Consider the following 23,672-nt stretch of genomic DNA (forward strand, 5'->3'; position numbering starts at 1 on the left):
GGATAGCATGAGCGAACAGATCATTCTCAATATCGCCGGCGTCAATAAACGTTTTGGCGGCTTGCAGGCGCTCACCGACGTGGGCATCACCATCCGGCAAGGGCAGATTTACGGCTTGATCGGTCCGAACGGCGCCGGCAAGACCACCTTCTTCAACGTGATCACCGGCCTGTACCAGCCCGATACGGGCACCTTCGAGCTGGCCGGCAAGCCGTATTCGCCGTCCGCGCCGCACAAGGTGGCCAAGGCGGGCATCGCGCGCACCTTCCAGAACATCCGCCTGTTCGGCGACATGACGGCGCTGGAAAACGTCATGGTGGGGCGCCATGTGCGCTCGCACCAGGGCGTGTTCGGCGCCATCTTCCGCCACAAGGCGGCGCGCGAGGAAGAGGCGTCCATCCGCAAGCGGGCCATGGAATTGCTCGATTTCGTCGGCATCGCCCAGTTCGCCAGCCGTACGGCGCGCTTCCTGTCGTATGGCGACCAGCGGCGCCTGGAAATCGCCCGCGCGCTGGCGACCGATCCCACGCTGCTGGCCCTCGACGAGCCGGCGGCCGGCATGAACGCGACGGAAAAGCTGGCCCTGCGCGAGTTGCTGGTGAAAATCAAGGCCGAAGGCAAGACCGTGCTGTTGATCGAGCACGACGTGAAACTGATGATGGGACTGTGCGACCGCATCACGGTGCTCGAATATGGCAAGCGCATCGCCGAAGGCTTGCCGGCCGAAATACAACAAAACCCGGCCGTCATCGAGGCTTACCTGGGGGGATCGCACGCATGAGTAATATATTGAAGGTGGCGGGCCTGCACGTGGCCTACGGCGGCATCAAGGCCGTCAAGGGTATCGACCTGGAAGTCAACGAAGGCGAGCTGATCGCCCTGATCGGCGCGAACGGCGCGGGCAAGACGACGACCTTGAAAGCCATCACGGGCACTTTGCCTGAATGCAAGATCGAAGGCACGATCAGCTACCTGGGCGAGCCGCTCAAAGGCACGAAATCGTTTCACCTGGTGGAAAGGAAACTGGCGATGGTGCCGGAAGGGCGGGGCGTGTTTACCCGCATGTCGATCCGGGAAAACCTCATGATGGGCGCTTACACGCGCACGGACAAGGCCGGTGTCGAGGATGACATCGCCAAGTGGTTCGACGTGTTTCCGCGCTTGAAAGAGCGGGCGGCGCAGATGGCCGGCACCCTGTCGGGCGGCGAGCAGCAGATGCTGGCCATGGCGCGCGCGCTGATGAGCCATCCGAAGCTGCTGCTGCTCGATGAGCCATCGATGGGCCTGTCGCCCATCATGGTCGAGAAAATCTTCGAGGTGATCCGCAAGGTGTCGTCCGAAGGCATCACGATCTTGCTGGTCGAACAGAATGCCCGCCTGGCTCTGCAAGCGGCGCACCGCGGCTATGTGATGGATTCCGGCCTGGTCACCATGGGCGGCAACGCGGCCGCCATGCTCGATGACCCGCGCGTGAAGGCGGCGTATCTGGGGGAGTAAGCGTTCAGGAAGTGCTCAGGCATAAAAAATGCCCCAGCTAGGCTGGGGCATAATGGCATCCGTCGGAGAAGTGCGGGATGGATGCCTGGAGGAGCTGGTAACAGCGGACCGCCGTAGCGGTCGCGCAATAATTACTTGGCAGCCGTGCGTGGCACGACTTTTTCTGCCGCTTGCGTGAACTGGTTCACGGCCGATGTCAGGTTCGCTTCGATGGCTTCGACGGCTTGCTTGCTGGTTTTCGAGAATTGCTCGTAGCCTGCATTGGCGTTGCCGATGGCGCTTTTCAGCATGGCGACGGCGTTTTCCGAACCGGCTGGCGCGTTCTTGGTGACTTCTTCCACCAGCGACAGGACTTTGCGGTTGGTTTCAGCGATTTGCGATTCAGCTGCTTTGCTGAATTCAGCTTGGGTGCCCGACGTGATGGCAGCCAGGTGACGACCGTAAGCGATGGCTTTTTCGGCGCTAGGCTGGGCTTGAGCAGCGCTCAGCGAGAAGAATTCTTGTGGATCTTTTGCCGACAGCAATTGCTTGGCGGCGGCGGTCGATTCTTCCAGCGTTGCCTTGGCAGCGGTCAGGTTCAGTTCGACGATCTTTTCGATGCCTTCGAAGGCTTTGCTCGTCAGCGACGAGAACAGGGCGAATTGGGCTTCCAGGTTGGTTTTGGTAGCGGACGAAAATTGCTCAGGAATTGAAAACATATAAATCTCCAAAAAATCGAAATCTGGTTAATTTGATGCTGCGTGTACCGTTTGGGAAAGCAGGTGAATCTAAATTTTCAAGCTGAACAAGAATTGTGCAACGCAACAAACCCTATTCTACGGCGAAAAAAAACGAAGTCAAGCGATTCTTGTGCGATGCAACAATTGAATAGATTTACATCAAAAACCATTGTTTCTAAAGAGAAATATTTAATTTCTGTGTGTTAATGGTTTAACCCTAAACTGTTATTTCCCCGCCTTTCAGGACGGGTGCGGCGCAGCATGCTAGACTTTGCCTCCCGCACTGGCGTAGCGCCCCGGTGCCGACCCCGTTTCCCGAGTTGATATCATGTCCAATCTTCCCGCCGCGGCTGGCGCCAGCGGCAAAGCTCCCAAAGCTCCTTTCTTGACGACCCTGGCGCCGATGGCCTTGCCCGGCTTCTTTGTGTTGTTATGGAGCACAGGTTTTATCGTCGCCAAGTTCGGCCTGCCGTACGCGCCGCCGCTGACCTTTTTGCTGCTGCGCTTCCTGGGCGTGCTGGTGATCCTGCTGCCGCTGGTGCTGGTCCTGCGCGCACCGTGGCCCGTGGGACAGTTCCGCCAGATCGCCGTGGCCGGCATCCTGATGCAGGCCGGCTATCTGGCCGGCGTCTGGTGCGCCATCAAGCTGGGCATGCCGGCCGGCCTGTCCGCCCTGATCGTCGGCATGCAGCCTGTGCTGACGGCCTGCGCCGCACCCCTGATCGGCGAATCCGTGCGCCCGCGTCAGTGGCTGGGCTTGCTCTTTGGCATGCTGGGCGTGGCCCTCGTCGTGTACGCCAAGATCAATCTCGTGGGCCTGACCGTGGAAAGCGTGCTGCTGTGCGTATTTGCCTTGCTGTCGATGACGGCCGGCACCATGTATCAAAAACGCCACTGCCCGCAGTTCGACTTGCGCACCGGCACGGTGGTGCAGTTTGCCGCCTCCATCGTGGTCGTGTTGCCATTCGCCCTGTATTACGAAGGCCTGGACTTGCATTTCAGCAACGTGCAATGGACGGCCAATTTTATTGGCGCCTTGCTGTGGTCGGTACTCGTGCTGTCCATCGGCGCCATTTTCCTGCTGTTTGCCCTGATCCGCCGCAGCGATGCGACGAAAGTAACGGGCTTGCTGTACCTGACGCCGCCCACGACGGCCGTGATGGCCTGGCTGATGTTTGGCGAAGCCTTTAATATGCTGGGTATCGCCGGCATGCTGGTGGCCGTGGTCGGCGTGGTGTTTGTCGTCAAGAAATAGATATAGCTATAGCGGGAGAGCAGGGCAGTGAGCAAGCAAGCATTGGAAACAACGTCGGTGCAGCAAGCCGTGGACGCCGTCATTGTGTCGCGCCGTTCGATCCGCGCCTTCCTGCCCACGCCGGTGGCGCAGGACGATATCGCGCGCATCCTGGAAGTGGCGGCGCGCGCGCCCTCGGGCGCCAACATGCAGCCGTGGAAAGTGTACGTGCTGTCGGGCGAAGCGCGCCTGCGCCTGTCGCGCCGCATCCTCGACGCCTATGCCGCACCGAAGGTGCCGGACGCGCCCGCGCGCACGGCGTCGTACACCTATTACCCGCGCCAGTGGACGGCGCCGTTCATCGAGCGCCGCCGCAAGATCGGCCTGGACCTGTATCAGTTGCTGGGCCTGGAGCGCGGCGACACGGCCGGCATGGCGGCCCAGCATGGACGCAATTTCCAGTTTTTCGATGCGCCCGTGGGCCTGATCTTTACCATCGAACGGGTGCTGGAACAGGGTTCCTGGCTCGACTACGGCATGTTCTTGCAAAACATTATGCTGGCGGCGCGCGCGCGGGGACTCGATACCTGCCCGCAAGCGGCCTTCATCCATTACCATGACATCATCCGCGAGGAACTGGGCGTGCCGGCCAGCGAAATGGTAGTGTGCGGCATGGCCCTCGGCTATGCCAATCCGGACAAGATCGAGAACCGCTTGAACACGGAACGCGAGCCGCTGGCCGGTTTTGTTAAATTCATCGATCAATAGGCATTTCCAGCGATCTGCGCAAGCAATCAGTTGATTAAGGACGAGTTTGTTTGCTGATCGCCAACGGTTTGTATTTCGTTGCTGCAATAAATACTGTCCCAACTGTTAAATAGGCTTGCGATTACTCTGCATTTCGCTACACTGCAATAAGGCAACAGCTTCACGGGGAATTATCGAATGGCTAAGTTTAAACTTGCGCTGGGTGTCCTGGCTTCCCTGCTGTTTGCGTTGGCGCCGGCTGCGGCCGTGCACGCCAAGGAAGCGAACGGCAAATCCTCAGCCTCCAAGAAACACAACACCAAGAAAGTCAAAGTCGTGCTGCGCAAGGGCGCGACGGCCGCGCCGCGCGAAAAGACCGTGCGGCGGGTCGTCATGGTGCGCGGCAAACGCAAGGTCATCTATCAAAAAGTCAGCAGCGTGGCCGTACCCATGGCCGCACCGATGCCCACCATGGGTGATCTGGCGGGCCTGAACCTGACGCGCGATCCGCTCGACCTCAAATCGAGCGTGGCGCTGGTGCTGGACCAGGCCAACTCGGAAGTGCTGTTTGAAAAGAATTCCAATGTGGCCCTGCCCATCGCCTCCATCACCAAGATGATGACGGGCCTGGTGGTGGTCGAAGCGCGCCAGGACATGGATGAAGTGCTGACGATCATGGACGAGGACGTCGATCGCGCCAAGTTCAGCAGCTCACGCCTGAAAGTGGGCTCGCAATTGACGCGCGCGAATATGCTGCATATCGCCCTGATGAGCTCGGAAAACCGCGCCGCCTCGGCGCTGGGCCGCAATTATCCGGGCGGCTTGCCGGCCTTTGTCGACGCCATGAACAGCAAGGCGCGCCAGCTGGGCATGATGGATACGCATTACGTCGATTCCAGCGGCTTGTCGAAAATGAACGTGGCCAGCGCGCGCGACCTGGGCAAGCTGGCCATGGCCGCCTTCCGCCAACCGCTGCTGCGCCAATACTCGACGGACCCGAAAGCCATCGTCGAAGCCAGCGGCCAGCCCATGCAGTTTGGCAATACGAATCACCTGGTGGCCAACCCGGGCTGGGAAATCGGCTTGCAAAAGACGGGCTTCATCAACGAGGCGGGACGCTGTCTGATGATGCAGGCCGTCATCGAAGGACGGGCCGTGATCATGGTCTTCCTCGATTCCAAAGGGAAACAGTCGCGCACGGCTGATGCGGGACGCATGCGTAAATGGCTCGAAGCATTGAAACCTGCCAACATGAGCCTGCCCGGCGGTTGATTGTAATTAGGCAGTGCTGTTGTATTGCAAACGGTTCAACGCCTGACAAAACCGTAGCGAGCGGCAGTGATTTGTGGCTAAGAAGCGCAACCGTACTTTAGTACGGTGAGCATCGCAGGCCGCAAAGCGCGACGCGCAGTAGGTTTGGTCAGGTGTACTCGGTCAGTCTTGGGGGATATAACCCAGCGTGACGGAAATCTGGTTCGCCGTTTCCACCAGATCCCCCAGCCACTCATCCTGCAGGCGGTCGGCGGGCGCCGAGATCGACAGGCCGGCGATCAGCTTGCCCGAGTCGTCGCGGATGCCGGCGGCCATGCAGCGCACGCCCAGTTCCAGTTCCTCATTGTCGCGCGCATAGCCGCGCTCGCGCACCAGGCTCAGCTCGCGTTCGAGTTTTTGCAGATCCGTGATGGAATTCTTGTTGTGTCCGGCCAGGCCCGTGCGCGTGGCGTACGCGCGGATGGCTTTCGGCTCGTCGACTGACAGGAACAGCTTGCCGGTCGATGTCAGGTGCAGTGGCCCGCGGCCACCGATGGCGCGCACCACCTGCATGCCCGAGCGCTCGGAAAAGGCGCGGTCGATGTAGACGATCTCGTCGCCCTGGCGCACGGACAGGTTGATGGTTTGCTGGGTTTTCTTGTGCAGCTGGCGCATGAAGTCCAGCGCCGCTTCGCGCACGCTGAGGCGGCTTTTCACCACATTGCCCAGTTCCAGCAGGCGCATGCCCAGCCGGTACGTGCCCGGTTCGATGCGGTCGACAAAACGCGTCAGCACCATGTCGTTGAGGATGCGGTGCGCCGTCGAGGGGTGCAGGCCGGAAACTTTCGACAATTCCTTCAGGCTGACCGGGTCGGAATATTTGGCCAGGGCATCGAGCAGGGCGACCATGCGTTCGATGACCTGGATCGTCGTCTTGGGAGCTGCGACCGGTTCAATTTTCATGATGGATTTGGTGCAATGCAGTATTCATGCATCTTTATACCATGATGTGAAAAAATAGTGAAATGTTCCGAGATATTCAGCGAATAAATTGTCACAATTCTCATGTTGGCCGTCATAATTGACGGCTGGACGGACTTTGAACCATGGAAAACTATGCAACCTGTCAATGAATTCAAGAGCAAGAGCGGCTTGAAACGGATTTTTTCCGCCTTTTTCTACTCGCTCGACGGCTTGAAGGCGGCCTGGCGCCACGAACATGCGTTCCGCCAGGAACTGGGCTTGTTCGTCGTCGGCACGCTGATCGCCTTGCTGCTGCGTATCTCCGCCTTTGAAAAACTGGTGCTGATCGGCGTGCTGCTGCTGGTCTTGATCGTCGAATTGATCAATTCCGCGCTGGAAGCCGTGGTCGACCGCATCTCGCTTGAGCTTCATCCGCTGTCGAAAAACGCCAAGGACTTCGGCAGCGCCGCCGTGCTGCTGACGTGCATCCTGGCCTTTGCCACCTGGGCCGTCGTATTGTTTAATCGTTTTTATTAACCGCTTTATCCCCGTTGCGCGCCGTCCATATGCGAAAATCGCATATCAAACGGCGAAACGCTTCGTTCTCTTTGCGGCCGTTGCGCCGTAATCTGGTGGCTCTGAAAGTTCAACCACACGGGGATCTTAGATGCTGTCGAAAAAAATCATCATTGCCGCCGCCATCAGCGCGTTTGCCCTACTGCAAACGGCGCAGGCTGCCGATATCACCCTGCTCAACGTGTCATATGACCCGACGCGCGAGCTGTACCAGGATGTGAATACGGCATTTGCCAAGGAGTGGAAAGGCAAGACGGGCGACAACGTCAAGATCAAGCAATCGCATGGCGGTTCCGGCAAGCAGGCGCGCGCCGTCATCGACGGCCTGGAAGCGGACGTGGTCACCCTGGCCCTGGCCTATGACATCGACGCGCTGGCCGAGCACAAGCTGCTGGCCGCCGACTGGCAAAAGCGCCTGGCGCACAACAGCGCGCCGTACACCTCGACCATCGTGTTCCTGGTGCGCAAGGGCAACCCGAAAGGCATCAAGGATTGGAACGACCTGATCAAGCCAGGCGTGTCCGTCATCACGCCGAATCCGAAAACCTCGGGCGGCGCCCGCTGGAATCATCTGGCAGCGTGGGGTTACGCGCTGCGCCAGCCGGGCGGCAATGAAGCGAAGGCCAAGGATTTCCTCGGCAAACTGTATAAAAACGTGCCCGTGCTCGATTCCGGCGCACGCGGCGCCACCACCACCTTCGTCGAACGCGGTATCGGCGACGTGCTGATCGCCTGGGAAAACGAGGCTTACCTGGCCGTCAAGGAACTGGGCCCGACCAAGTTCGACATCATCACCCCGTCCGTCAGCATCCTGGCCGAGCCGCCCGTCGCCGTTGTGGACAAATTTGCCGACAAGCACGGCACGCGCAAGGTGGCCGAGGCTTACCTGAACTACCTGTACACGGACGAAGCGCAAGACATCATCGCCAAGAATTACTACCGTCCGGCAACGGACAAGGCGGCGAAGAAATACGCGTCGCAGTTCGCCAAGGTCAAGCTGTTCACCATCGAGCAAGTGGCCGGTGGCTGGACGGCGGCCCAGAAGGCGCACTTTGCCGACGGCGGCATCTTCGACCAGATCTATCAGCCGAAGTAATCTTCACCGGCAGGCGGCAACGCCTGCCGGAATCGATCACGCAAGGACACATCATGGCGCTGCGCAGCTTTTCCGATTACCGGGTACTGATCGTGCCGGGCTTGCATAACAGCGGTCCCGAGCACTGGCAGAGCCGCTGGCAGCGCCTGTATCCGCAATTCGAACGGGTCGAGCAGGATGACTGGAGCCATCCCGACCTGGCCGCCTGGTCGGCGCGCCTGGACCAGGTGCGGCGGCAAGATGCGCGCCCCACCCTGATCGTCGCCCACAGCTTCGGCTGCCTGACGACGGCGCACAGCCTGGCGCGCGACCCGCGGGGCGTGGCCGGCGTGCTGCTGGTAGGGCCGGCCGACCCGGACAAGTTTGGCTTGGCGAAGGCCCTGCCGCAAAAGCGGCTGCCTTGCCCCGGCATATTGATCGCCAGCCAGACGGACCCGTGGATGACGGCCGAACACGCGGCGCAGTGGGCGCGGCGCTGGAATTGCAAGTATATTGATGGCGGTGCACTGGGCCATATCAACGCCGAGTCGCGCCTGGGCGATTGGGTCTACGGCCAGGCGCAACTGCAAACACTGTTTGATCTGGCACAAGGCGACAAACGCCACCGTCAGGCAGCCTGATTCGACGAACATCCCGCCACACAACCTCTCAAGGAGATCACGATGACTTTACGCCTGGGCGATGTCGCCCCTGATTTTGAACAAGACAGCTCGATCGGTACGCTCAAGTTCCACGAGTGGGCCGGTAATTCCTGGGTGGTGCTGTTTTCCCACCCGGCCGACTTTACCCCCGTGTGCACGACGGAACTGGGCCTGACGGCCAAGCTCAAGCCGGAATTCGACAAGCGCAACGTGAAGGCCATCGCCCTGTCCGTGGACGCGGCCGAGTCGCACAAGCGCTGGATCAAGGATATCGAAGAGACGCAAAACACGGTGGTGGGCTTCCCCATCATCGCCGACGTCGACAAGAAAGTGTCGGTACTGTACGACATGATCCACCCGGAACAGTCCGTCACGGCCACCGTGCGCTCCGTCTTCATCATCGACCCGAACAAAAAGGTACGCCTGATCCTCACGTATCCGCTCAGCACGGGCCGCAACTTCAATGAAATCCTGCGCGTCATCGATGCCCTGCAACTGACGGATGGCTATACGGTGGCGACCCCAGGCAACTGGCAAGACGGCGACGACGTCATCATTCCATTGACCGTGCAAGATCCGGAAGTGATCAAGCAGAAATATCCGAAGGGATTTACGGCAGCGAAACCATACCTTCGTTTGACGCCGCAGCCCAATAAGTAAAAGTTTCAATTCCAACAAAAAACGCACCTCGCCGGTGCGTTTTTTTTTCGCCTAACGCTTTGACAGCGAAGTATGCAAAATCCATCTAAGCAAATGAGAAATGGTTAGTTCTTTTTATAACGATTGCATGTGATTATTGCGCTCTATAACTCAAAAATGTAATAAGAAGGAGTTTCTATGTCTGCAGCATCAGCAGCACCGATCAAGGCGCGGGGAGCGCCGTTTCGGGTCATGCCGGGTTTCAAGCTGTCACTGGGCTTCACGCTCTTTTACCTGGCCTTGATCGTTCTCATTCCGCTCTCGTCGGTGTTCCTGAAAACCTTCACGATGACGTGGGACGCCTTCTTCAGCGCCGTCACGTCCGACCGCGTGATGGCGTCGTACCGCCTGACGTTTGGCGCTTCCCTGATCGCCGCCCTGCTGAACGTGGTGTTCGGCGGCATCCTGGCCTGGGTGCTGGTGCGCTATAAATTTCCGGGCAAGCGCATCATCGACGCGCTGGTCGACTTGCCGTTCGCCTTGCCGACGGCCGTGGCCGGCATCACCCTGACGGCCCTGTACTCGTCGAACGGCTGGTTCGGCCAGTTCATCGAAGGCGTGTTGGGCATCAAGGTGGCGTTCACGCCGCTGGGCGTGGTGGTGGCGCTGACCTTCATCGGTTTGCCGTTTGTCGTGCGCACCGTGCAACCGGTGCTGGAAGACGCGGAAAAGGAACTGGAAGAAGCGGCCGCCAGCCTGGGCGCCAATTCGCTGCAAACGTTCATCCGCGTCATCTTCCCCACGATTCTGCCATCCCTGCTGACGGGCTTTGCGCTGGCCTTCGCCCGCGCCACGGGCGAGTACGGTTCCGTGATCTTTATCGCCGGCAACATGCCGATGGTGTCGGAAATCACGCCGCTGTTCATTATTACCAAGCTGGAGCAATACGATTACGCGGGCGCCACGGCCATTGCCGTGGTGATGCTGGTGGTGTCCTTCCTGCTGTTGTTGACGATTAACCTGCTGCAAGCATGGACGCGCGGAAAGGCGAAGAAATCATGAGTACGAATATCACTGCCGTCGCCAGCGCGGAAGATGCGCTGCCAAAGGCGCGCCGTTTCGAACCGAATGTCGGCCCCGTCGTGCTGGAACCGTTGTGGGTGCGCACGGTATTGATCACCATCGCCCTGCTGTTCCTGACAGCCTTCCTGATCGTGCCCCTGGTGGCCGTGTTCGCGGAAGCGTTCAAGAAGGGCTGGGAAGCGTATATCGCCGCCATCATCGATCCGGACGCGATTTCCGCCATCAAGCTGACCCTGATCACGGCCGCCATCGCCGTGCCGCTGAACCTGGTGTTCGGCGTGGCCGCTTCCTGGTGCATCGCCAAGTTCGAATTCCGCGGCAAGAGCATCCTGCTGACCCTGATCGACTTGCCGTTCTCCGTCTCGCCCGTGATTTCCGGCCTGATCTATGTGCTGATGTTTGGCGCCCAGGGCTGGTTCGGTCCGTGGCTGCAGGCGCACGACATCAAGATTTTGTTTGCCGTGCCCGGCATCGTGCTGGCCACCATCTTCATTACCTTCCCCTTCGTCGCGCGCGAGCTGATCCCGCTGATGCAGTCGCAAGGCAGCGAAGAGGAAGAGGCCGCCATCGTGCTGGGCGCGTCGGGCTGGAACACCTTCCGCCGAGTTACCTTGCCGAACATCAAGTGGGGGCTGCTGTATGGCGTGATCCTGTGCAATGCGCGCGCCATGGGCGAGTTCGGCGCCGTGTCCGTGGTCTCCGGCCATATCCGCGGCGAAACCAACACCATGCCGCTGCAGGTGGAGATTTTGTACAACGAGTACAACTTTGCCGCCGCGTTTGCCGTCGCCTCGCTGCTGGCCTTGCTGGCCCTGGTGACCCTGGCCTTGAAAGCTTTTATTGAGTGGCGTTTGAACGAGAGCGACGCCGACGATTCCGCCTTACGTTCCACGGAGCACTGATATGACCATCGCAGTTAACAACATCCACAAGCGCTTCGGCGATTTCGTCGCCCTCGACAATATCTCGCTGGACTTTCCCGCCGGTGAATTGACGGCCCTGCTGGGCCCATCCGGTTGCGGCAAGACGACCTTGCTGCGCATCATTGCCGGCCTGGAACATCCGGACAGCGGCCAGGTGCTGCTCGACGCGGAAGACGCGTCGAATCGCCACGTGCGCGAGCGCCAGGTCGGTTTCGTGTTTCAACACTATGCGCTGTTCAAGCACATGACGGTATTTGAAAACGTGGCCTTTGGTTTACGCGTGAAGTCGCGCAGCGAGCGCCCGTCGGAAGACCAGATCCGCCGCAAAGTCAAAGATTTGCTGGAGCTGGTGCAGCTCGACTGGCTGGCCGACCGCTATCCGCCGCAGCTGTCGGGCGGACAACGCCAGCGCATCGCCCTGGCGCGCGCGCTGGCCGTGGAACCGCGCGTGCTGCTGCTCGACGAGCCGTTCGGCGCACTGGACGCCAAGGTGCGCAAGGAATTGCGCCGCTGGCTGCGCCGCCTGCATGACGACTTGCACGTGACCAGTATTTTTGTCACGCATGATCAGGAGGAAGCGCTGGAAGTGGCCGACCAGGTGGTGCTGATGAACAAGGGTACCGTCGAACAACTGGGTTCCCCTGAGCAAGTCTACAACCACCCGGCGTCGCCGTTTGTGTACGGCTTCCTCGGCAACGTCAACCTGTTCCACGGCCGCGTGCATGACGGCGTGATGGCCACCGGTGACGCCAGCTTCGAAGTGCCCGACTATGCGGGCGTGAGCGACAGCAAGGGCACGGCCTATGTGCGTCCGCACGACCTGGAAATCGACCGCTATACGCAGGGCGCGGAAGGCATCGTCGTGAAACTGAGCCGCGCGCATGCGATCGGCCCGCTGGCCCAGCTGGACTTGCAGCGCATCGATAACAGCGAACTGATCGAAGCGGTGATGTCGAACGAGCGTTTCACCCATCTGCAACTGAAGGAGGGCGAAACGCTGGTGGTGCGCCCGAAACGATTACACGTGTTCGTTGAACCGACAAGAACCTAAGAGGCTGGAACACCATGAATTTTCAACAATTGCGCTCGATCCGCGAAGCGGCCCGCCGCGGCTATAACCTGACGGAGGTGGCCAACGCCCTGTTCACGTCGCAGCCGGGCGTGAGCCGGCAAATCCGCGAACTCGAGGACGAGCTGGGCGTGGTGATTTTCGAGCGCAACGGCAAGCGCTTGACGGGCTTGACGGAGCCGGGCAAGGGCATTTTGAAAATCGTCGACCGCCTCTTGATCGAGGCGGAAAACCTGCAGCAGGCCAGCCTGGAATACAGCGGCCAGACCAGCGGCACTTTATCCGTGGCGGCTACCCACACGCAGGCGCGCTATGCGCTGCCGAAAGTGGTGCAGGGCTTTCGCGCCGCGTATCCCGACGTGCGCATTGCGCTACAACAAAGCGCGCCCGAGCACATCGCGGAATGGGTGTTGTCGGGCAAGACCGACATCGGCATCGCCACGGAAGGCTTGAGCCAGTTCCCCGACCTGGTGTCGTTCCCGTGCTATCGCTGGAGCCACCTGATCGTCGTGCCGGATGGCCACCCTCTGCTTGAACACTCGCCGATCCGCCTCGAAGACCTGGCCAAATATCCGTTGATTACCTACGACAAGGGGTTCACGGGACGCGGCCATATCGACGATGCGTTCGCCAAGGCGGGCGTGGCGACCGACATCATCCTCACCGCCATGGATTCCGACGTCATCAAGCAATATGTGGCGCTGGGCCTGGGCGTGGGCATCGTTGCCTCGATGGCCTTCGACCATGGCCGTGACAAGGGGTTAAGGGCCGTGGAAGCGTCGCATCTGTTCGCCAGCAACACGACGCGCCTGGCCGTGCGCCGCGGCGCCTACCTGCGCGCCTACGCCTACGAGTTCATCCTGCAGCTGGCGCCGGACCTGACGCGCGCAGACATCGACCGCGCCATGGCGGGCGAGGAAGCACTTTAGGCGATGGCCGCCCTTTGCGCGCGCGTCAGGCTGGCCACGGCGCGCGCGTAGCTATCCTGCACCAGTTCCGCCAGGTAATCGCTGGGGAAACGCGCCACGTCGACGATGGTGACCCAGTGAAAGCGGCCCATGTAGCGGGCCGGTTTCACGCCGGGCATGTCCGTCAGCTCGATAAAGCGCTCCGCGCTGACCCGCAGGCTGAAGCGCCACTGTTCCGGCGTGCTGGTTTTAAAGTAGGCAAATTTTTTGCCAGCTACTTCATATACGAGGATGTTCGACGGCGCACCATACAGCACGGCTTGCGCGCCGGGCAGCGCCGCGCAAAAGTCTTTCAGTTCATCGCTTGTCATTCGTCCACCGCCATGAATTGTTGCGTGTCGTGGTCGAAGGCATACGCCGACTCTGCCGGAGCATCGAGCAGGCGGATGAAACGGTCGTCCACGCTGAGCACGGCGCCGAGCGAGACGAGGGCCACGTTGGCGCTGTCGTTGATGTAGTCGTCGCTCTCGTCGTTGGCCGTGAAGCGCCAGCCGCTGTCGTTGCCGTTGTCCGGCTCCTCGCGGTACAGATAGCCGACGGGCGCGCCGTCTTCCAGTATTCTTTTCGTCACAAAGCACAGACCCGCGTAGCGGTTGACGAGGTTATCGTCATCGTCGTGCTGCGTATTGATGATGTGGCGCGCTTCGAAGGCGACGGGGTCTTTGGCTTTTAAATCCTGGATGTAGCCGGGCATATTGTCGAGCTTGCCCGTAAAGTGCCCAGGTGGCTCGATCGTCTCCACCAGCACCCACATGCGCTCGGCGCCCGGCGCCTGCGGATCGTCGCTGTGGAAGGCGAAGATCAGCTTGACCACCTCGCCGGGGCGCACCTGGGCGATGGCCTCGGGCGGCGATTTGTAGAAGGTGTAAGGGTGGCGCGCCGCCAGATCGGCGGCGTCGGTCAGATGCCAGCTGGGCATGGTATTCCGTCGTCAGAGTGGGCGAATGTCCATGGTAGCCGATTGCCTGCCAGGATGGCCACCCGTACGCCAGGGCTTTATTTGATAGGCGGGAATGAAAACGGGAGGCAGATGCCTCCCGTGCTGCGTTGCTATTGCCAGCGATTGCCAGCTATTACCAGCTATAACCCGCCTTGGCATAGTAATAGCGGCCGTTGAAGCCGTTCGGCGCGAAGATGCTGTAGGGCTGCGTGCCGTTGACGTTCAGGTTGCCGTTGCTGGTCACTTGCGCCGGGTAGCGGTTGGTGACGTTGTCGATGCCGGCCACCAGGCGCCAGTTCTTGCCCAGTTTCACGGAACCGGACACGTCCAGCACCCATTGCGGGTCATACGTCTGGTCCAGCTTGACATCGTTTTGCGGCACGGTGAAGCTGCCGTAGCGCGTCACCAGTCCGTGCACGTTCCAGATGCCGAAGCCATAGTCGGCGGCCAGGCTGAACTTGTCCTTCGGCGACGCCACCGTGATGCGGTCGATACTCTGGCGGTCGATCAGTTTCAAGTTGTTGGCCGTCAGGATGGCCGGATTGTCGGCGATTTTCTGTACCGTGCTCTTGTTATGGTTGTACGCCACGGTGAGGTCCAGGCGGTCCTTGTCCTGCAGGTCGATGCGGTAGGTGCTGACGATGTCCACGCCTTGCGTGCGCGTATCGACGGCGTTGGTGAAGTAGCGCGCCGCGCCTACGGTCGAGCCTTGCGTCGCCAGCTCGCCCTTCAGCTTGTCGTTCAACGCCAGGTTGGCCGAGAACAGGATGCGGTTGTCGATGTCGATGCGGTAGGCGTCGATCGATGTCGTGAAGTTGCGGCTGGGCTGGAATTGCAGGCCCAGGCTGTAGTTGCGGGCTTTTTCCGGTTTCAGGTCTTGCGCACCGAGGGCGCGTGCCTGCGGCGTGTTGACGGCGAAGGTGCCCGTCTCGATGGCCGTATTGTTGCCATTGATGACCTGGAAGTTGGTGGTGGTGATGGTGTAGTACTGCTGCGCCAGCGACGGCGCGCGGAAGCCGCTCGACACGGTGCCGCGCAGGGACAGGGCGTCAGTGAATGCATAGCGGGCCGAACCCTTGGCCGACGTGGTGCTGCCGAAATCGCTGTAGCGCTCATGGCGCAGGGCCACGCCAGCGGACAGGTTTTTCGTCGCTTCCGCTTCCAGGTTCACATAGATCGACTCATTGTGGCGCGAGTGGCTGCCTGCGTTGGCAGGACGGAAGCCGGCAAAGCCCTGCGAGCCGCCGCCCGTGTACGACGCTTCGTCGCCGGCGCCGATGCTGTATTTTTCATGGCGCGCTTCGGCGCCGACGGCTACCGTCAGCGGTCCCGTAAAGTAAGACACGGGAAATTCGCGCGCCGCATCGAGGTTCAATACCGTCTGCTCATTTTTCAGCGAGCCGGCATAAAAATGCGTGGGGCTGGCGGCGCCCAGCGACTGGTTGACCGTGTTGTCCAGGTCCAGTTCGAACTTGTTGCTGCCGTAGTTCAGGCTGGCATCCCAGCGCCAGCCGGCCGCCTCGCCGCGCAAGCCCGTGACGATGGACTGGTCGGTCAGGGTGCTGTTTTGCAAGGGCAAGAAGCCTTCCGGGAAGATCGGCGTGCGCTGCGAGTACACCTTGGTGCTGGAGTTCTGGATCAGGGCCGTGCGCCAGGTGGCGGCGGCCGAGGTATCGCGCTTGCCATAGTTGCCGAAGGCATACCAGTCGAGGTTATCGCTGATGTGGTATTCGCTGTTGATGAAGACAGTGGCCGGCTTGCTTTCCGGGTCGCCATAGCGCTGGTTGACCTTGCCGTAGCGCGGTTCCAGCGGATTGCGGAAATCGGCGCCGGCGCGGTTGGTCGGGTCGCGTTCGGCCACTTCGGCCGAGACGCGCACCCAGCCGTCGTCGCCCAGGGCGAAGCCGGCCGAACCCTTGATGGATTTTTGCTTGCCGTCCCGTTCCTGCGTCTGGCCATAGCCCACTTCGATGTCGCCGCCGGCCGCGCCTTTTTTCAGGATGATGTTGATCACGCCGGCAATCGCGTCGGAACCGTACTGGGCCGCCGCGCCATCGCGCAGCACTTCCACATGGTCGATGGCGGCCAGGGGAATCGCGTTCAGGTCGACGGGCGCCGAGCCGCGGCCCAGCGAACCGTTGACGTTGACCACGGCGGACGTATAACGGCGCTTGCCGTTCACCAGCACCAGGGTCTGGTCGGGCGACAGGCCGCGCAGCTGGGCCGGACGCACGGCGTCGCTGGCGTCGGCGCCCGTGGCGCGGGCAAAGTTCAGCGATGGCAGCAGGCGCGCCAGTACGGTGGCCAGTTCGCCCGAACCCGTGCTTTGCAGGTCGCGCGAGGTGAGGATGTCGATCGGCGATTCGGAATCGATGGTGCGGCGGTTCTTGGCGAAGGTGCCGGTGACGACCACCGATTGCAATTCCCCTTCGGCCGGCAGCTCTTGCTGCGCTTGCGCGTGCATGGGCAGGCTGAAGCAGGCGATCAGGCTGGCGGCGATAGCGGTTTTCACGGGGAGGGCGGGAAGCTGGGAGCGGGCGTTGCTTGAACTCATCGACGATATCTCTTCGGTTGGTGGTTACGCGGACCATGGCGGTCCGGTGATGAAAACAGATTAACAGTGGGCACGTGGCGTGCTTACGAATCGTTCTGTCTATCGATATGCAATAAATATCTGAAACACGTCAACATGGCGCGAGTAGCGCATATGGCCTCGTTTCCAGCATACGACCGGGCACGGCAAGGCCGCAATGCTGCACAGCGGTAAATTGCCAGCTGTTGTATAAATACGACTATCTGCGAAGGGAGTGGGGTGCCTGGCGGCGGCATGCGCCGCCGGGCGGAGGGCAGTTACTGCCCCGGGTTGGGCGCGCTGGCGTGGATGGCGTCGACGGCCGCCAGCAGTTCCGGCGACAAGCTGACTTCATGCGCATCGATATTTTGCTGCAACTGCGTCACGCTGGTGGCGCCGATGATGGTCGAGGCCACGAACCAGCGCGTATAGCACCAGGCCAGCGCCAGCTGCGCCGGCGTCAAGCCGTGCGCGCGGGCCAGCGCCGCATACTGGCGCGCCGCTTCGATGGTGGCAGGGCGCACGTAGCGGGGACTCCAGCCGGCCGGGAAGCGCGTCAGGCGGCCCTTGGCCAGCGGATCGTCGAGGTATTTCGCCGTCAGCTGGCCGAACGCCAGCGGACTGTAGGCCAGCAAGCTGACGTTTTCCCGGTGGCAGGTTTCGTCGAGCAGGCTGGTTTCAAAGTGGCGCGCCGTCAGGTTGTACAGGTTCTGGATGGACGCGATGCGCGGCAAGCCTTTCAGCTCGGCCTGCTTGATGTATTCGCACACGCCCCACGACGATTCGTTCGACACGCCGATGTGGCCGATCTTGCCTTCCTCGATCAGCTTGCCCAGCACGGCCAGCGTGTCTTCGATGGCGACGCAAACGTGTTCCTTGCGCGGGTTGTAGACGCTGGCGCCGAAGATGGGCAGGTTGCGGCTGGGCCAGTGCAACTGATACAGGTCGATGTGCTCCGTCTGCAGCCGGCGCAGGCTGCCTTCGACGGCGGCGCGGATGTTGGCCGCGTCGTGGTCCGTCTTGCCCTTGCGGATCCAGTGCATGCGCGAGTTCGGCCCGGCTATCTTGCTGGCCAGCACGATGTCGCCGCGCCGGCCGCTTTTCTTCAGCCAGCTGCCGATGTAGCGCTCGGTGCTGCCCTGCGTCTGCGCGCTGGCCATCACCGGATACATCTCGGCCGTGTCGATGAAGTTGATGCCCCGTTCCAGCGCGTAATCGAGCTGGCTGTGCGCTTCGGCTTCGCTATTCTGTTCGCCGAAGGTCATCGTGCCCAGGCAGATGCGGCTCACTTCCAGGCTGCTGGCGCCCAGCTTGATCTTGTTGATCATTGCGCCTGTTTGCCGTGCAGCGCGCGCGCGCAATCCTTGATCAGGGCCGGACCGGCGTAAATCAGGCCGCTGTACAGCTGCACCAGCTGCGCGCCCGCCTCGAACTTGGCCACGGCATCCTTGCCCTGCATGATGCCGCCCACGCCGATGATGGGCAGGGCGTCGCCCAGTTCCGCCTTCAGCAAACGGATGACATTGTTCGACAGTTCGAACACGGGCGCGCCCGACAGGCCGCCCGCTTCCGCGCCGTGCGGCATGCCTTCGACGGCGCTGCGCGACAGGGTCGTGTTGGTGGCGATGACGCCGTCGATGCGGTGGCGCGTGAGAGAGTCGGCGATGCTTTTGACCTGTTCAGCATCCATGTCCGGCGCGATTTTCAGGGCCAGCGGCACGTAGCGCTTGTGCTTGTCCGCCAGGCGCGCCTGGGCATCCTTGAGCTGCGACAGCAGGGCGTCGAGTTCGGACGCGCCCTGCAGCTGGCGCAAATTCTTGGTGTTCGGCGACGAGATGTTCACCGTCACATAGCTGGCGTAGGGGTAGACTTTTTCCAGGCACAGCAGGTAGTCGTCGGCCGCCCGTTCGATCGGCGTGTCGGCGTTCTTGCCGATGTTCAGGCCCAGCACGCCGGCGCGGTTCTGGTAAAACTTCGACGCCTGCACATTGGCCACGAAGGCGTCCACGCCGCCATTGTTGAAACCCATGCGGTTGATGATGCCCTGCGCCTGCGGCAGGCGGAACATGCGCGGTTTCGGATTGCCCGCCTGCGCGCGCGGCGTGACGGTGCCCACTTCGATGGAGCCAAAACCCAGGTCGGCCAGCGCGTCGATGTAGGCGCCATCCTTGTCCAGACCGGCGGCCAGGCCCACCGGGTTCGGGAAGGTGATGCCCATCACCGTGCGTGGATCAAGCGCCGGTTTGCCGGCCAGCTTGGTCAGGCCCAGTGCGCTGGCGCGTTTCAGGGCGGGCAGGGTGAGGTGGTGGGCCGCTTCGGCATCCATCGAAAACAGCAGCGGGCGGGCGAGGGAGTACAGGAATTTTTCAGACATGGGGGCGCTTTTAGGGTGGTGCGCAGGCCGCCGGGAAGGGCTGGTGGCGCGCGAAATAAGTGGCGTATTTTACCGTGTTCCACGCGGCTGTCGGGTGTATAGTTCTCTTTGGTCAAATGCAACATTGATTCCTTGTCAATTCGCATCCGGCCATGGACTTTCCTGTTTTTTCTCTGTTCTGTTGACTTCATAAGCGAGACATCGATTGAAAAAGACACGCATCTTGACGGCCATCGCGGCCGCCAGCGCACTGCTGCTGAGCCACCCGGCCCTGGCCCTGCCCAATACGCAAGACACCCGCATGCTGAGCGAACCGGCCGTCTCCAGCCGCCATATCGCCTTCATCTATGCGGGCGACCTGTGGCTGTCGAACCTGGACGGCGGCGGCGCGCGGCGCCTCACGTCCGACCTGGGCGACAAGTCCCATCCCGTGTTTTCGCCCGACGGCAGCCTGATCGCCTATAGCGCGAACATCGACGGCAATGTCGACGTGTATGTGATCGCGGCGGCGGGCGGCGTGCCGCGCCGCCTGACCTTCCACCCGGGCGCGGACCTGGCGCAGTCGTTCACGCCCGATGGCCAGGCCGTGATGTTCACCTCGCCCCGCGCCGCCTTCAACAACCGCTTCCAGAAGCTGTTCACGGTGCCCGTCGCCGGCGGCGTGGAAACCCAGCTGGAGATCCCCAACGCCTCGCGCGCCGCGTATTCGCCCGATGGCCAGCGCATCGCCTACAACCCGCTGATGCCGGCCTTCAAGCAGTGGAAGCGCTACCGGGGCGGCACCAATTCCTGGCTGTGGCTATTCTCCTCGGCCGACAAATCGATTGAAAAAATCCCCCAGCCGACCACGCGCTCGAACGACGTCGACCCCATGTGGATCAAGGACACCGTGTACTTCCGCTCGGACCGCAACGGCGAATTCAACCTGTTTGCCTACGACGTCAAGAGCAAGGCCGTGCGCCAGTTGACGCGACACACGGATTTCCCCGTGCTCAACGCGTCGGCGGCGAACGGCACCATCGTCTACGAGCAGGCCGGCTATTTGCATTCTTTCGACATCGCCAGCGGCCAGGCGCACAAACTCGCCATCGGCGTGGCCAGCGACCTGGGGCAGACGCGCCCGCGCTGGGTGAAGAACGCGAAATACATCCGCGACGCGTCGATTTCACCGTCGGGCGCGCGCATCGCTTTCGAGTACCGGGGCGAGATCGTCACCATCCCCGCCGACAAGGGCGACGTGCGCAACCTGACGCAGACGGCTGGCGCCCACGAGCGCACGCCCATCTGGTCGCCCGACGGCCGCTCGGTCGCGTATTTCTCGGACGAGTCGGGCGAATATGAACTGCATGTGCGGGCGCAGGATGGCAAGGGCGCCGTGAAGAAACTCAAGCTCAATGGCAGCGGCTTCTATGACAACGCCGTCTGGTCGCCCGACAGCAAGAAGATCGCGTTTGCCGACAATGGCTGGAGCATGTATGTGATCGACGTCGGCACGGGCAAGGTGCAAAAAATCGCCACGGAGCCGATGTATGGCGTCGACAAGAGCATGCGCGCCGCGTGGGCGCCCGATTCGCGCTGGCTGGCCTACACGCTCAATTCGCCCACCTACACGCGCAGCGCCTATATCTATTCCGTGGAGCAGAACAAGTCGATGCCCGTCACCGACGGTCTGTCCGACGTGGCCCAGCCTGTGTTCGACAAGAGCGGCAAATACCTGTACTTCTTCGCGTCGACGAATGCCGGTCCCAGCAACAACTGGTTCTCGCAGCAGAACGAAGACAATCTGGTGACGCGCACCGTGTGGATGGCCGTGCTGCGGCGTGACTTGCCGTCGCCGCTGATCAAGGAAAGCGACGAGGAAAAGGCCGCCAGCGCGGAGAGCAAGAAAGACACGGCCAAGGCGGAAGCCGAGCCGAAGAGCGAAGCGAAGGTCGATCCGAAGACGGGCCGCGACGATCCGAAAGTGACCGTAGCGCCCGTGGCGCCGATTACCATCGATTTCGACGGCATCGCCACGCGCATCGTCGACCTGCCGCTGCCGGCCGCGCAATTCTCCAACCTGACGGCCGGCGCCGCGGGGCAGATCTTTTTGCTGCGCGAAAGCGATGGCAAGAAGGCCGTGCAGCGCTTTGACCTGAAGGAGCGCAAGGCGGAAACCGTGGTGGCGGAAGCCGACGATTTCGAAGTGTCGGCCGATGGCAAGAAGCTGCTGTACCGCCAGAAGGATAACTGGGCCATGGGTTCGGCCACGGGCAAGCTGCTGGCGCCGGGCGAAGGCAAGATCAAGGTCGACGCCATCGAAGTGAAGGCCGATCCGCGCGCCGAGTGGACGCAGATTTTCAATGAAGTGTGGCGCATCAACCGCGACTATTTCTATGACCCGGGCATGCATGGCGTGGACTGGAAGGCCATGCGCGACAAGTACGCCGTGTTCCTGCCCGAGCTGTCCAGCCGCGCGGACCTGAATCGCCTGATTCAATGGATGTGCAGCGAACTGGCCGTGGGCCACCATCGCGGCGGCGGCGGCGACGATTTTATCGAGGCGAAGAAAGTGCCGGGCGGCTTGCTGGGCGCCGATTATGAAGTGCGCGACGGCCATTACCGCTTCAAGAAGGTGTATGGCGGCTTGAACTGGAATCCGGCCCTGCGCGCGCCGCTGACGGAGCCGGGCCTGAACGTCAAGGCGGGCGAATACCTGCTGGCCGTCGACAGCCGTCCTTTGCTGCCGCCGACGAACCTGTATAGCGCCTTCGAAAACACGGCCGGCAAGGCCATCGACCTGACCGTGGGGCCATCGGCCGACGGCAAGGGCGCGCGCACCATCACCGTGGTGCCCGTGCCGACCGAGGATGCCCTGCGCAACCGCGACTGGATCGAGGGCAATATGCGCAAGGTCAATGCGGCGACCAATGGCAAGGTGGCGTACGTGTACGTGCCCAATACGGCGGGCCTGGGCCACACCTACTTCAAGCGCTATTTCTTCCCGCAGGCGGACAAGCAGGCCATCATCGTCGACGAGCGTTTCAACGGCGGCGGCAGCGTGGCCGATTACTACATCGAGATCTTGCAGAAGAAGGAAATCGCCTGGTGGACCATGCGCTATGGCGCCGACATGAAGACGCCGTCCGCCTCGATCCAGGGGCCGCGCGCCATGCTGATCGACGAGACGGCCGGCTCGGGCGGCGACCTGCTGCCGTGGATGTTCCGCAAAAACAATATGGGTCCGTTGATCGGCAAGGCGACGTGGGGCGGCCTGGTGGGCATCCTCGGCTTCCCCGTGCTGATGGATGGCGGCTTCATCACGGCGCCGAACCTGGCGTTCTGGACGCGCGAAAACGGCTGGGGCGTGGAAAACGAAGGCGTGCCGCCCGATATCGAAGTCGAGCAAACGCCGGCCGACGTCATCGCCGGCCGCGATCCGCAGCTGGAAAAGGCGATCGAGGTGATCCAGGCCGAACTGGCGAAGAACCCGCCCGCGCGGCCTGCGCGTCCGGCATTTCCGGACAAGAGCAAGTAGGTCGGATTAGGCGCGCAGCGCCGTAATCCGACACCATTGTTGGCATCGCAGTGTCGGATTACGCGGCGTACCGCCGCTAATCCGACCTACCTTGCAGGACCACCCACTGCCCCTTGATGCGCGCTTCCAGCGGCTTGAAGTTGGTTTTATACGCCATCTTCGGGCTTTGTTCGATCCAGTAGCCCAGGTAGATGTAGGGCAGGCCCAGTTCGCGCGCCTGGGCGATTTGCCACAGCACGTTGTAGGTGCCGTACGAGGCGCCCGGCACGTCGGGATCGAAGAACGTGTAGACGGACGACAGGCCATCGGCCAGCACGTCGATGATGCTGACCATGCGCAGGATGCCGTCGGCATCGCGAAACTCCACCAGGCGCGTGTTGACCCGGCTTTGCAGCAGGAATTGCGCGTACTGGTCGCGGCTGTCCTGGTCCATGCCGCCGCCCGCGTGGCGCGTGCTCTGGTAGCGCAGATACAGCTCGTAATGCTCGTCGAGGAAGGACAGGGTGGCCACGCCCGCCTGCAGGTCGGCGTGCCGGCTCCAGGCGCGGCGCTGGTTGCGGTTGGGCGTGAACGATTGCGCCACCACGCGCACGGGGATGCAGGCCTGGCAGCCGTCGCAGTACGGGCGGTAGGTGAAGATGCCGCTGCGGCGAAAGCCGTTGCGCACCAGTTCCGAATACACGTCGCTGTTGATCAGGTGCGAAGGCGTGGCCACCTGCGAGCGGGCCTGGCGGTCGTCCAGGTAGCTGCACGGGTAGGGCGCCGTCGTGTAGAACTGCAGGGTGGCAAACGGTAGTTCGTTCAGGTGCGTCATGCTGATCCTGTCTGGTCTGTCCGCGGCAATGTGCCTGGAGATATCATAG

General features: G+C 61.7%; 22 protein-coding genes. 14 read left to right on the forward strand and 8 right to left on the reverse strand.

Features of this window, described 5'->3' with window-relative positions; genetic code table 11:
- Positions 1–7 precede the first annotated feature (7 nt).
- Both ACP7DW_RS12060 and ACP7DW_RS12065 read left to right on the forward strand, forming a co-directional pair.
- Positions 8–781: an ABC transporter ATP-binding protein gene (locus ACP7DW_RS12060; RefSeq protein ID WP_034785170.1), complete on the forward strand. Its 774-nt coding sequence runs from the start codon at positions 8–10 to the stop codon at positions 779–781.
- Positions 778–1,497 carry an ABC transporter ATP-binding protein gene (locus ACP7DW_RS12065; RefSeq protein ID WP_426055727.1) on the forward strand — a complete coding sequence of 240 codons (720 nt, stop codon included), beginning with the start codon at positions 778–780 and terminating at the stop codon, positions 1,495–1,497. Before ACP7DW_RS12060 ends, ACP7DW_RS12065 begins: the two co-directional genes overlap by 4 nt.
- A gap of 131 nt (positions 1,498–1,628) precedes the next feature.
- Here ACP7DW_RS12065 and ACP7DW_RS12070 read toward each other — a convergent pair whose 3' ends face one another.
- The gene (locus ACP7DW_RS12070) at positions 1,629–2,195 is read right to left on the reverse strand and encodes a phasin family protein (protein ID WP_071075781.1); all 567 of its coding nucleotides are present in this window, start codon (positions 2,193–2,195) and stop codon (positions 1,629–1,631) included.
- 349 nt (positions 2,196–2,544) lie between these two features.
- On the opposite strand from ACP7DW_RS12070, the gene ACP7DW_RS12075 reads away from it, so the two are divergent.
- The 3 genes from ACP7DW_RS12075 to pbpG all read left to right on the forward strand — a co-directional run bounded on the left by ACP7DW_RS12075 (position 2,545) and on the right by pbpG (position 5,469).
- Positions 2,545–3,471, forward strand: coding sequence for a DMT family transporter (locus ACP7DW_RS12075; protein WP_426055726.1), 927 nt, complete (start codon positions 2,545–2,547; stop codon positions 3,469–3,471).
- A gap of 27 nt (positions 3,472–3,498) precedes the next feature.
- Entirely contained in the window at positions 3,499–4,218 is a 720-nt protein-coding gene (locus ACP7DW_RS12080) for a nitroreductase (RefSeq protein ID WP_426055725.1), read from the forward strand.
- Positions 4,219–4,395: 177 nt separating this feature from the next.
- Entirely contained in the window at positions 4,396–5,469 is a 1,074-nt protein-coding gene (pbpG, locus tag ACP7DW_RS12085) for a D-alanyl-D-alanine endopeptidase (protein ID WP_426055724.1), read from the forward strand.
- Positions 5,470–5,631: 162 nt separating this feature from the next.
- Here the strand turns inward: pbpG and ACP7DW_RS12090 are convergent, their stop codons facing one another.
- Complete coding sequence (locus tag ACP7DW_RS12090) at positions 5,632–6,411, reverse strand: IclR family transcriptional regulator (protein WP_282406720.1); 780 nt, start codon at positions 6,409–6,411, stop codon at positions 5,632–5,634.
- 153 nt (positions 6,412–6,564) lie between these two features.
- Between ACP7DW_RS12090 and ACP7DW_RS12095 the strand changes: the two genes are divergently transcribed.
- The 8 genes from ACP7DW_RS12095 to ACP7DW_RS12130 all read left to right on the forward strand — a co-directional run bounded on the left by ACP7DW_RS12095 (position 6,565) and on the right by ACP7DW_RS12130 (position 13,367).
- Positions 6,565–6,948, forward strand: a complete 384-nt coding sequence (locus ACP7DW_RS12095) for a diacylglycerol kinase (RefSeq protein ID WP_099762427.1) — start codon at positions 6,565–6,567, stop codon at positions 6,946–6,948.
- A gap of 130 nt (positions 6,949–7,078) precedes the next feature.
- On the forward strand, positions 7,079–8,083 hold the full coding sequence (locus ACP7DW_RS12100; RefSeq protein WP_426055723.1) for a sulfate ABC transporter substrate-binding protein: 1,005 nt from the start codon (positions 7,079–7,081) through the stop codon (positions 8,081–8,083).
- A gap of 53 nt (positions 8,084–8,136) precedes the next feature.
- Complete coding sequence (locus ACP7DW_RS12105; RefSeq protein ID WP_426055722.1) at positions 8,137–8,703, forward strand: RBBP9/YdeN family alpha/beta hydrolase; 567 nt, start codon at positions 8,137–8,139, stop codon at positions 8,701–8,703.
- 42 nt (positions 8,704–8,745) lie between these two features.
- Positions 8,746–9,384 carry a peroxiredoxin gene (locus tag ACP7DW_RS12110; protein ID WP_426055721.1) on the forward strand — a complete coding sequence of 213 codons (639 nt, stop codon included), beginning with the start codon at positions 8,746–8,748 and terminating at the stop codon, positions 9,382–9,384.
- A 231-nt stretch (positions 9,385–9,615) separates the two neighbouring features.
- Complete coding sequence (gene cysT, locus ACP7DW_RS12115) at positions 9,616–10,425, forward strand: sulfate ABC transporter permease subunit CysT (RefSeq protein ID WP_099408869.1); 810 nt, start codon at positions 9,616–9,618, stop codon at positions 10,423–10,425.
- Positions 10,422–11,348, forward strand: coding sequence for a sulfate ABC transporter permease subunit CysW (gene cysW, locus ACP7DW_RS12120; protein WP_298413800.1), 927 nt, complete (start codon positions 10,422–10,424; stop codon positions 11,346–11,348). The genes cysT and cysW overlap by 4 nt, the downstream gene beginning before the upstream one ends.
- A gap of 1 nt (position 11,349) precedes the next feature.
- Positions 11,350–12,420, forward strand: coding sequence for a sulfate/molybdate ABC transporter ATP-binding protein (locus ACP7DW_RS12125; protein WP_426055720.1), 1,071 nt, complete (start codon positions 11,350–11,352; stop codon positions 12,418–12,420).
- 14 nt (positions 12,421–12,434) lie between these two features.
- A complete protein-coding gene (locus tag ACP7DW_RS12130; RefSeq protein WP_099762432.1) occupies positions 12,435–13,367 on the forward strand; it encodes a CysB family HTH-type transcriptional regulator in 933 nt (310 codons plus the stop codon).
- Here ACP7DW_RS12130 and ACP7DW_RS12135 read toward each other — a convergent pair.
- The 5 genes from ACP7DW_RS12135 to ACP7DW_RS12155 form a co-directional block, all read right to left on the reverse strand.
- On the reverse strand, positions 13,364–13,717 hold the full coding sequence (locus ACP7DW_RS12135; protein WP_426055719.1) for an MmcQ/YjbR family DNA-binding protein: 354 nt from the start codon (positions 13,715–13,717) through the stop codon (positions 13,364–13,366). The two genes, ACP7DW_RS12130 and ACP7DW_RS12135, sit on opposite strands and share 4 nt — an antisense overlap.
- Positions 13,714–14,325, reverse strand: coding sequence for an immunity protein Imm33 domain-containing protein (locus ACP7DW_RS12140; RefSeq protein ID WP_426055718.1), 612 nt, complete (start codon positions 14,323–14,325; stop codon positions 13,714–13,716). Before ACP7DW_RS12140 ends, ACP7DW_RS12135 begins: the two co-directional genes overlap by 4 nt.
- A 154-nt stretch (positions 14,326–14,479) precedes the next feature.
- Positions 14,480–16,900, reverse strand: coding sequence for a TonB-dependent receptor plug domain-containing protein (locus ACP7DW_RS12145; RefSeq protein ID WP_426055717.1), 2,421 nt, complete (start codon positions 16,898–16,900; stop codon positions 14,480–14,482).
- A gap of 296 nt (positions 16,901–17,196) precedes the next feature.
- Entirely contained in the window at positions 17,197–18,243 is a 1,047-nt protein-coding gene (locus tag ACP7DW_RS12150; RefSeq protein ID WP_426055771.1) for an aldo/keto reductase, read from the reverse strand.
- Positions 18,243–19,292, reverse strand: a complete 1,050-nt coding sequence (locus tag ACP7DW_RS12155) for a quinone-dependent dihydroorotate dehydrogenase (protein WP_426055716.1) — start codon at positions 19,290–19,292, stop codon at positions 18,243–18,245. The genes ACP7DW_RS12150 and ACP7DW_RS12155 overlap by 1 nt, the downstream gene beginning before the upstream one ends.
- Positions 19,293–19,497: 205 nt before the next feature.
- On the opposite strand from ACP7DW_RS12155, the gene ACP7DW_RS12160 reads away from it, so the two are divergent.
- Complete coding sequence (locus ACP7DW_RS12160; RefSeq protein WP_426055715.1) at positions 19,498–22,809, forward strand: S41 family peptidase; 3,312 nt, start codon at positions 19,498–19,500, stop codon at positions 22,807–22,809.
- 76 nt (positions 22,810–22,885) lie between these two features.
- Here the strand turns inward: ACP7DW_RS12160 and ACP7DW_RS12165 are convergent, their stop codons facing one another.
- The gene (locus ACP7DW_RS12165) at positions 22,886–23,623 is read right to left on the reverse strand and encodes an arginyltransferase (RefSeq protein ID WP_426055714.1); all 738 of its coding nucleotides are present in this window, start codon (positions 23,621–23,623) and stop codon (positions 22,886–22,888) included.
- Positions 23,624–23,672: the final 49 nt, after the last annotated feature.

It is taken from the genome of Janthinobacterium sp. PSRC1-1 (assembly GCF_049897525.1).
In the GTDB taxonomy this organism is placed as follows: Bacteria; Pseudomonadota; Gammaproteobacteria; order Burkholderiales; family Burkholderiaceae_D; genus Janthinobacterium; species Janthinobacterium tructae.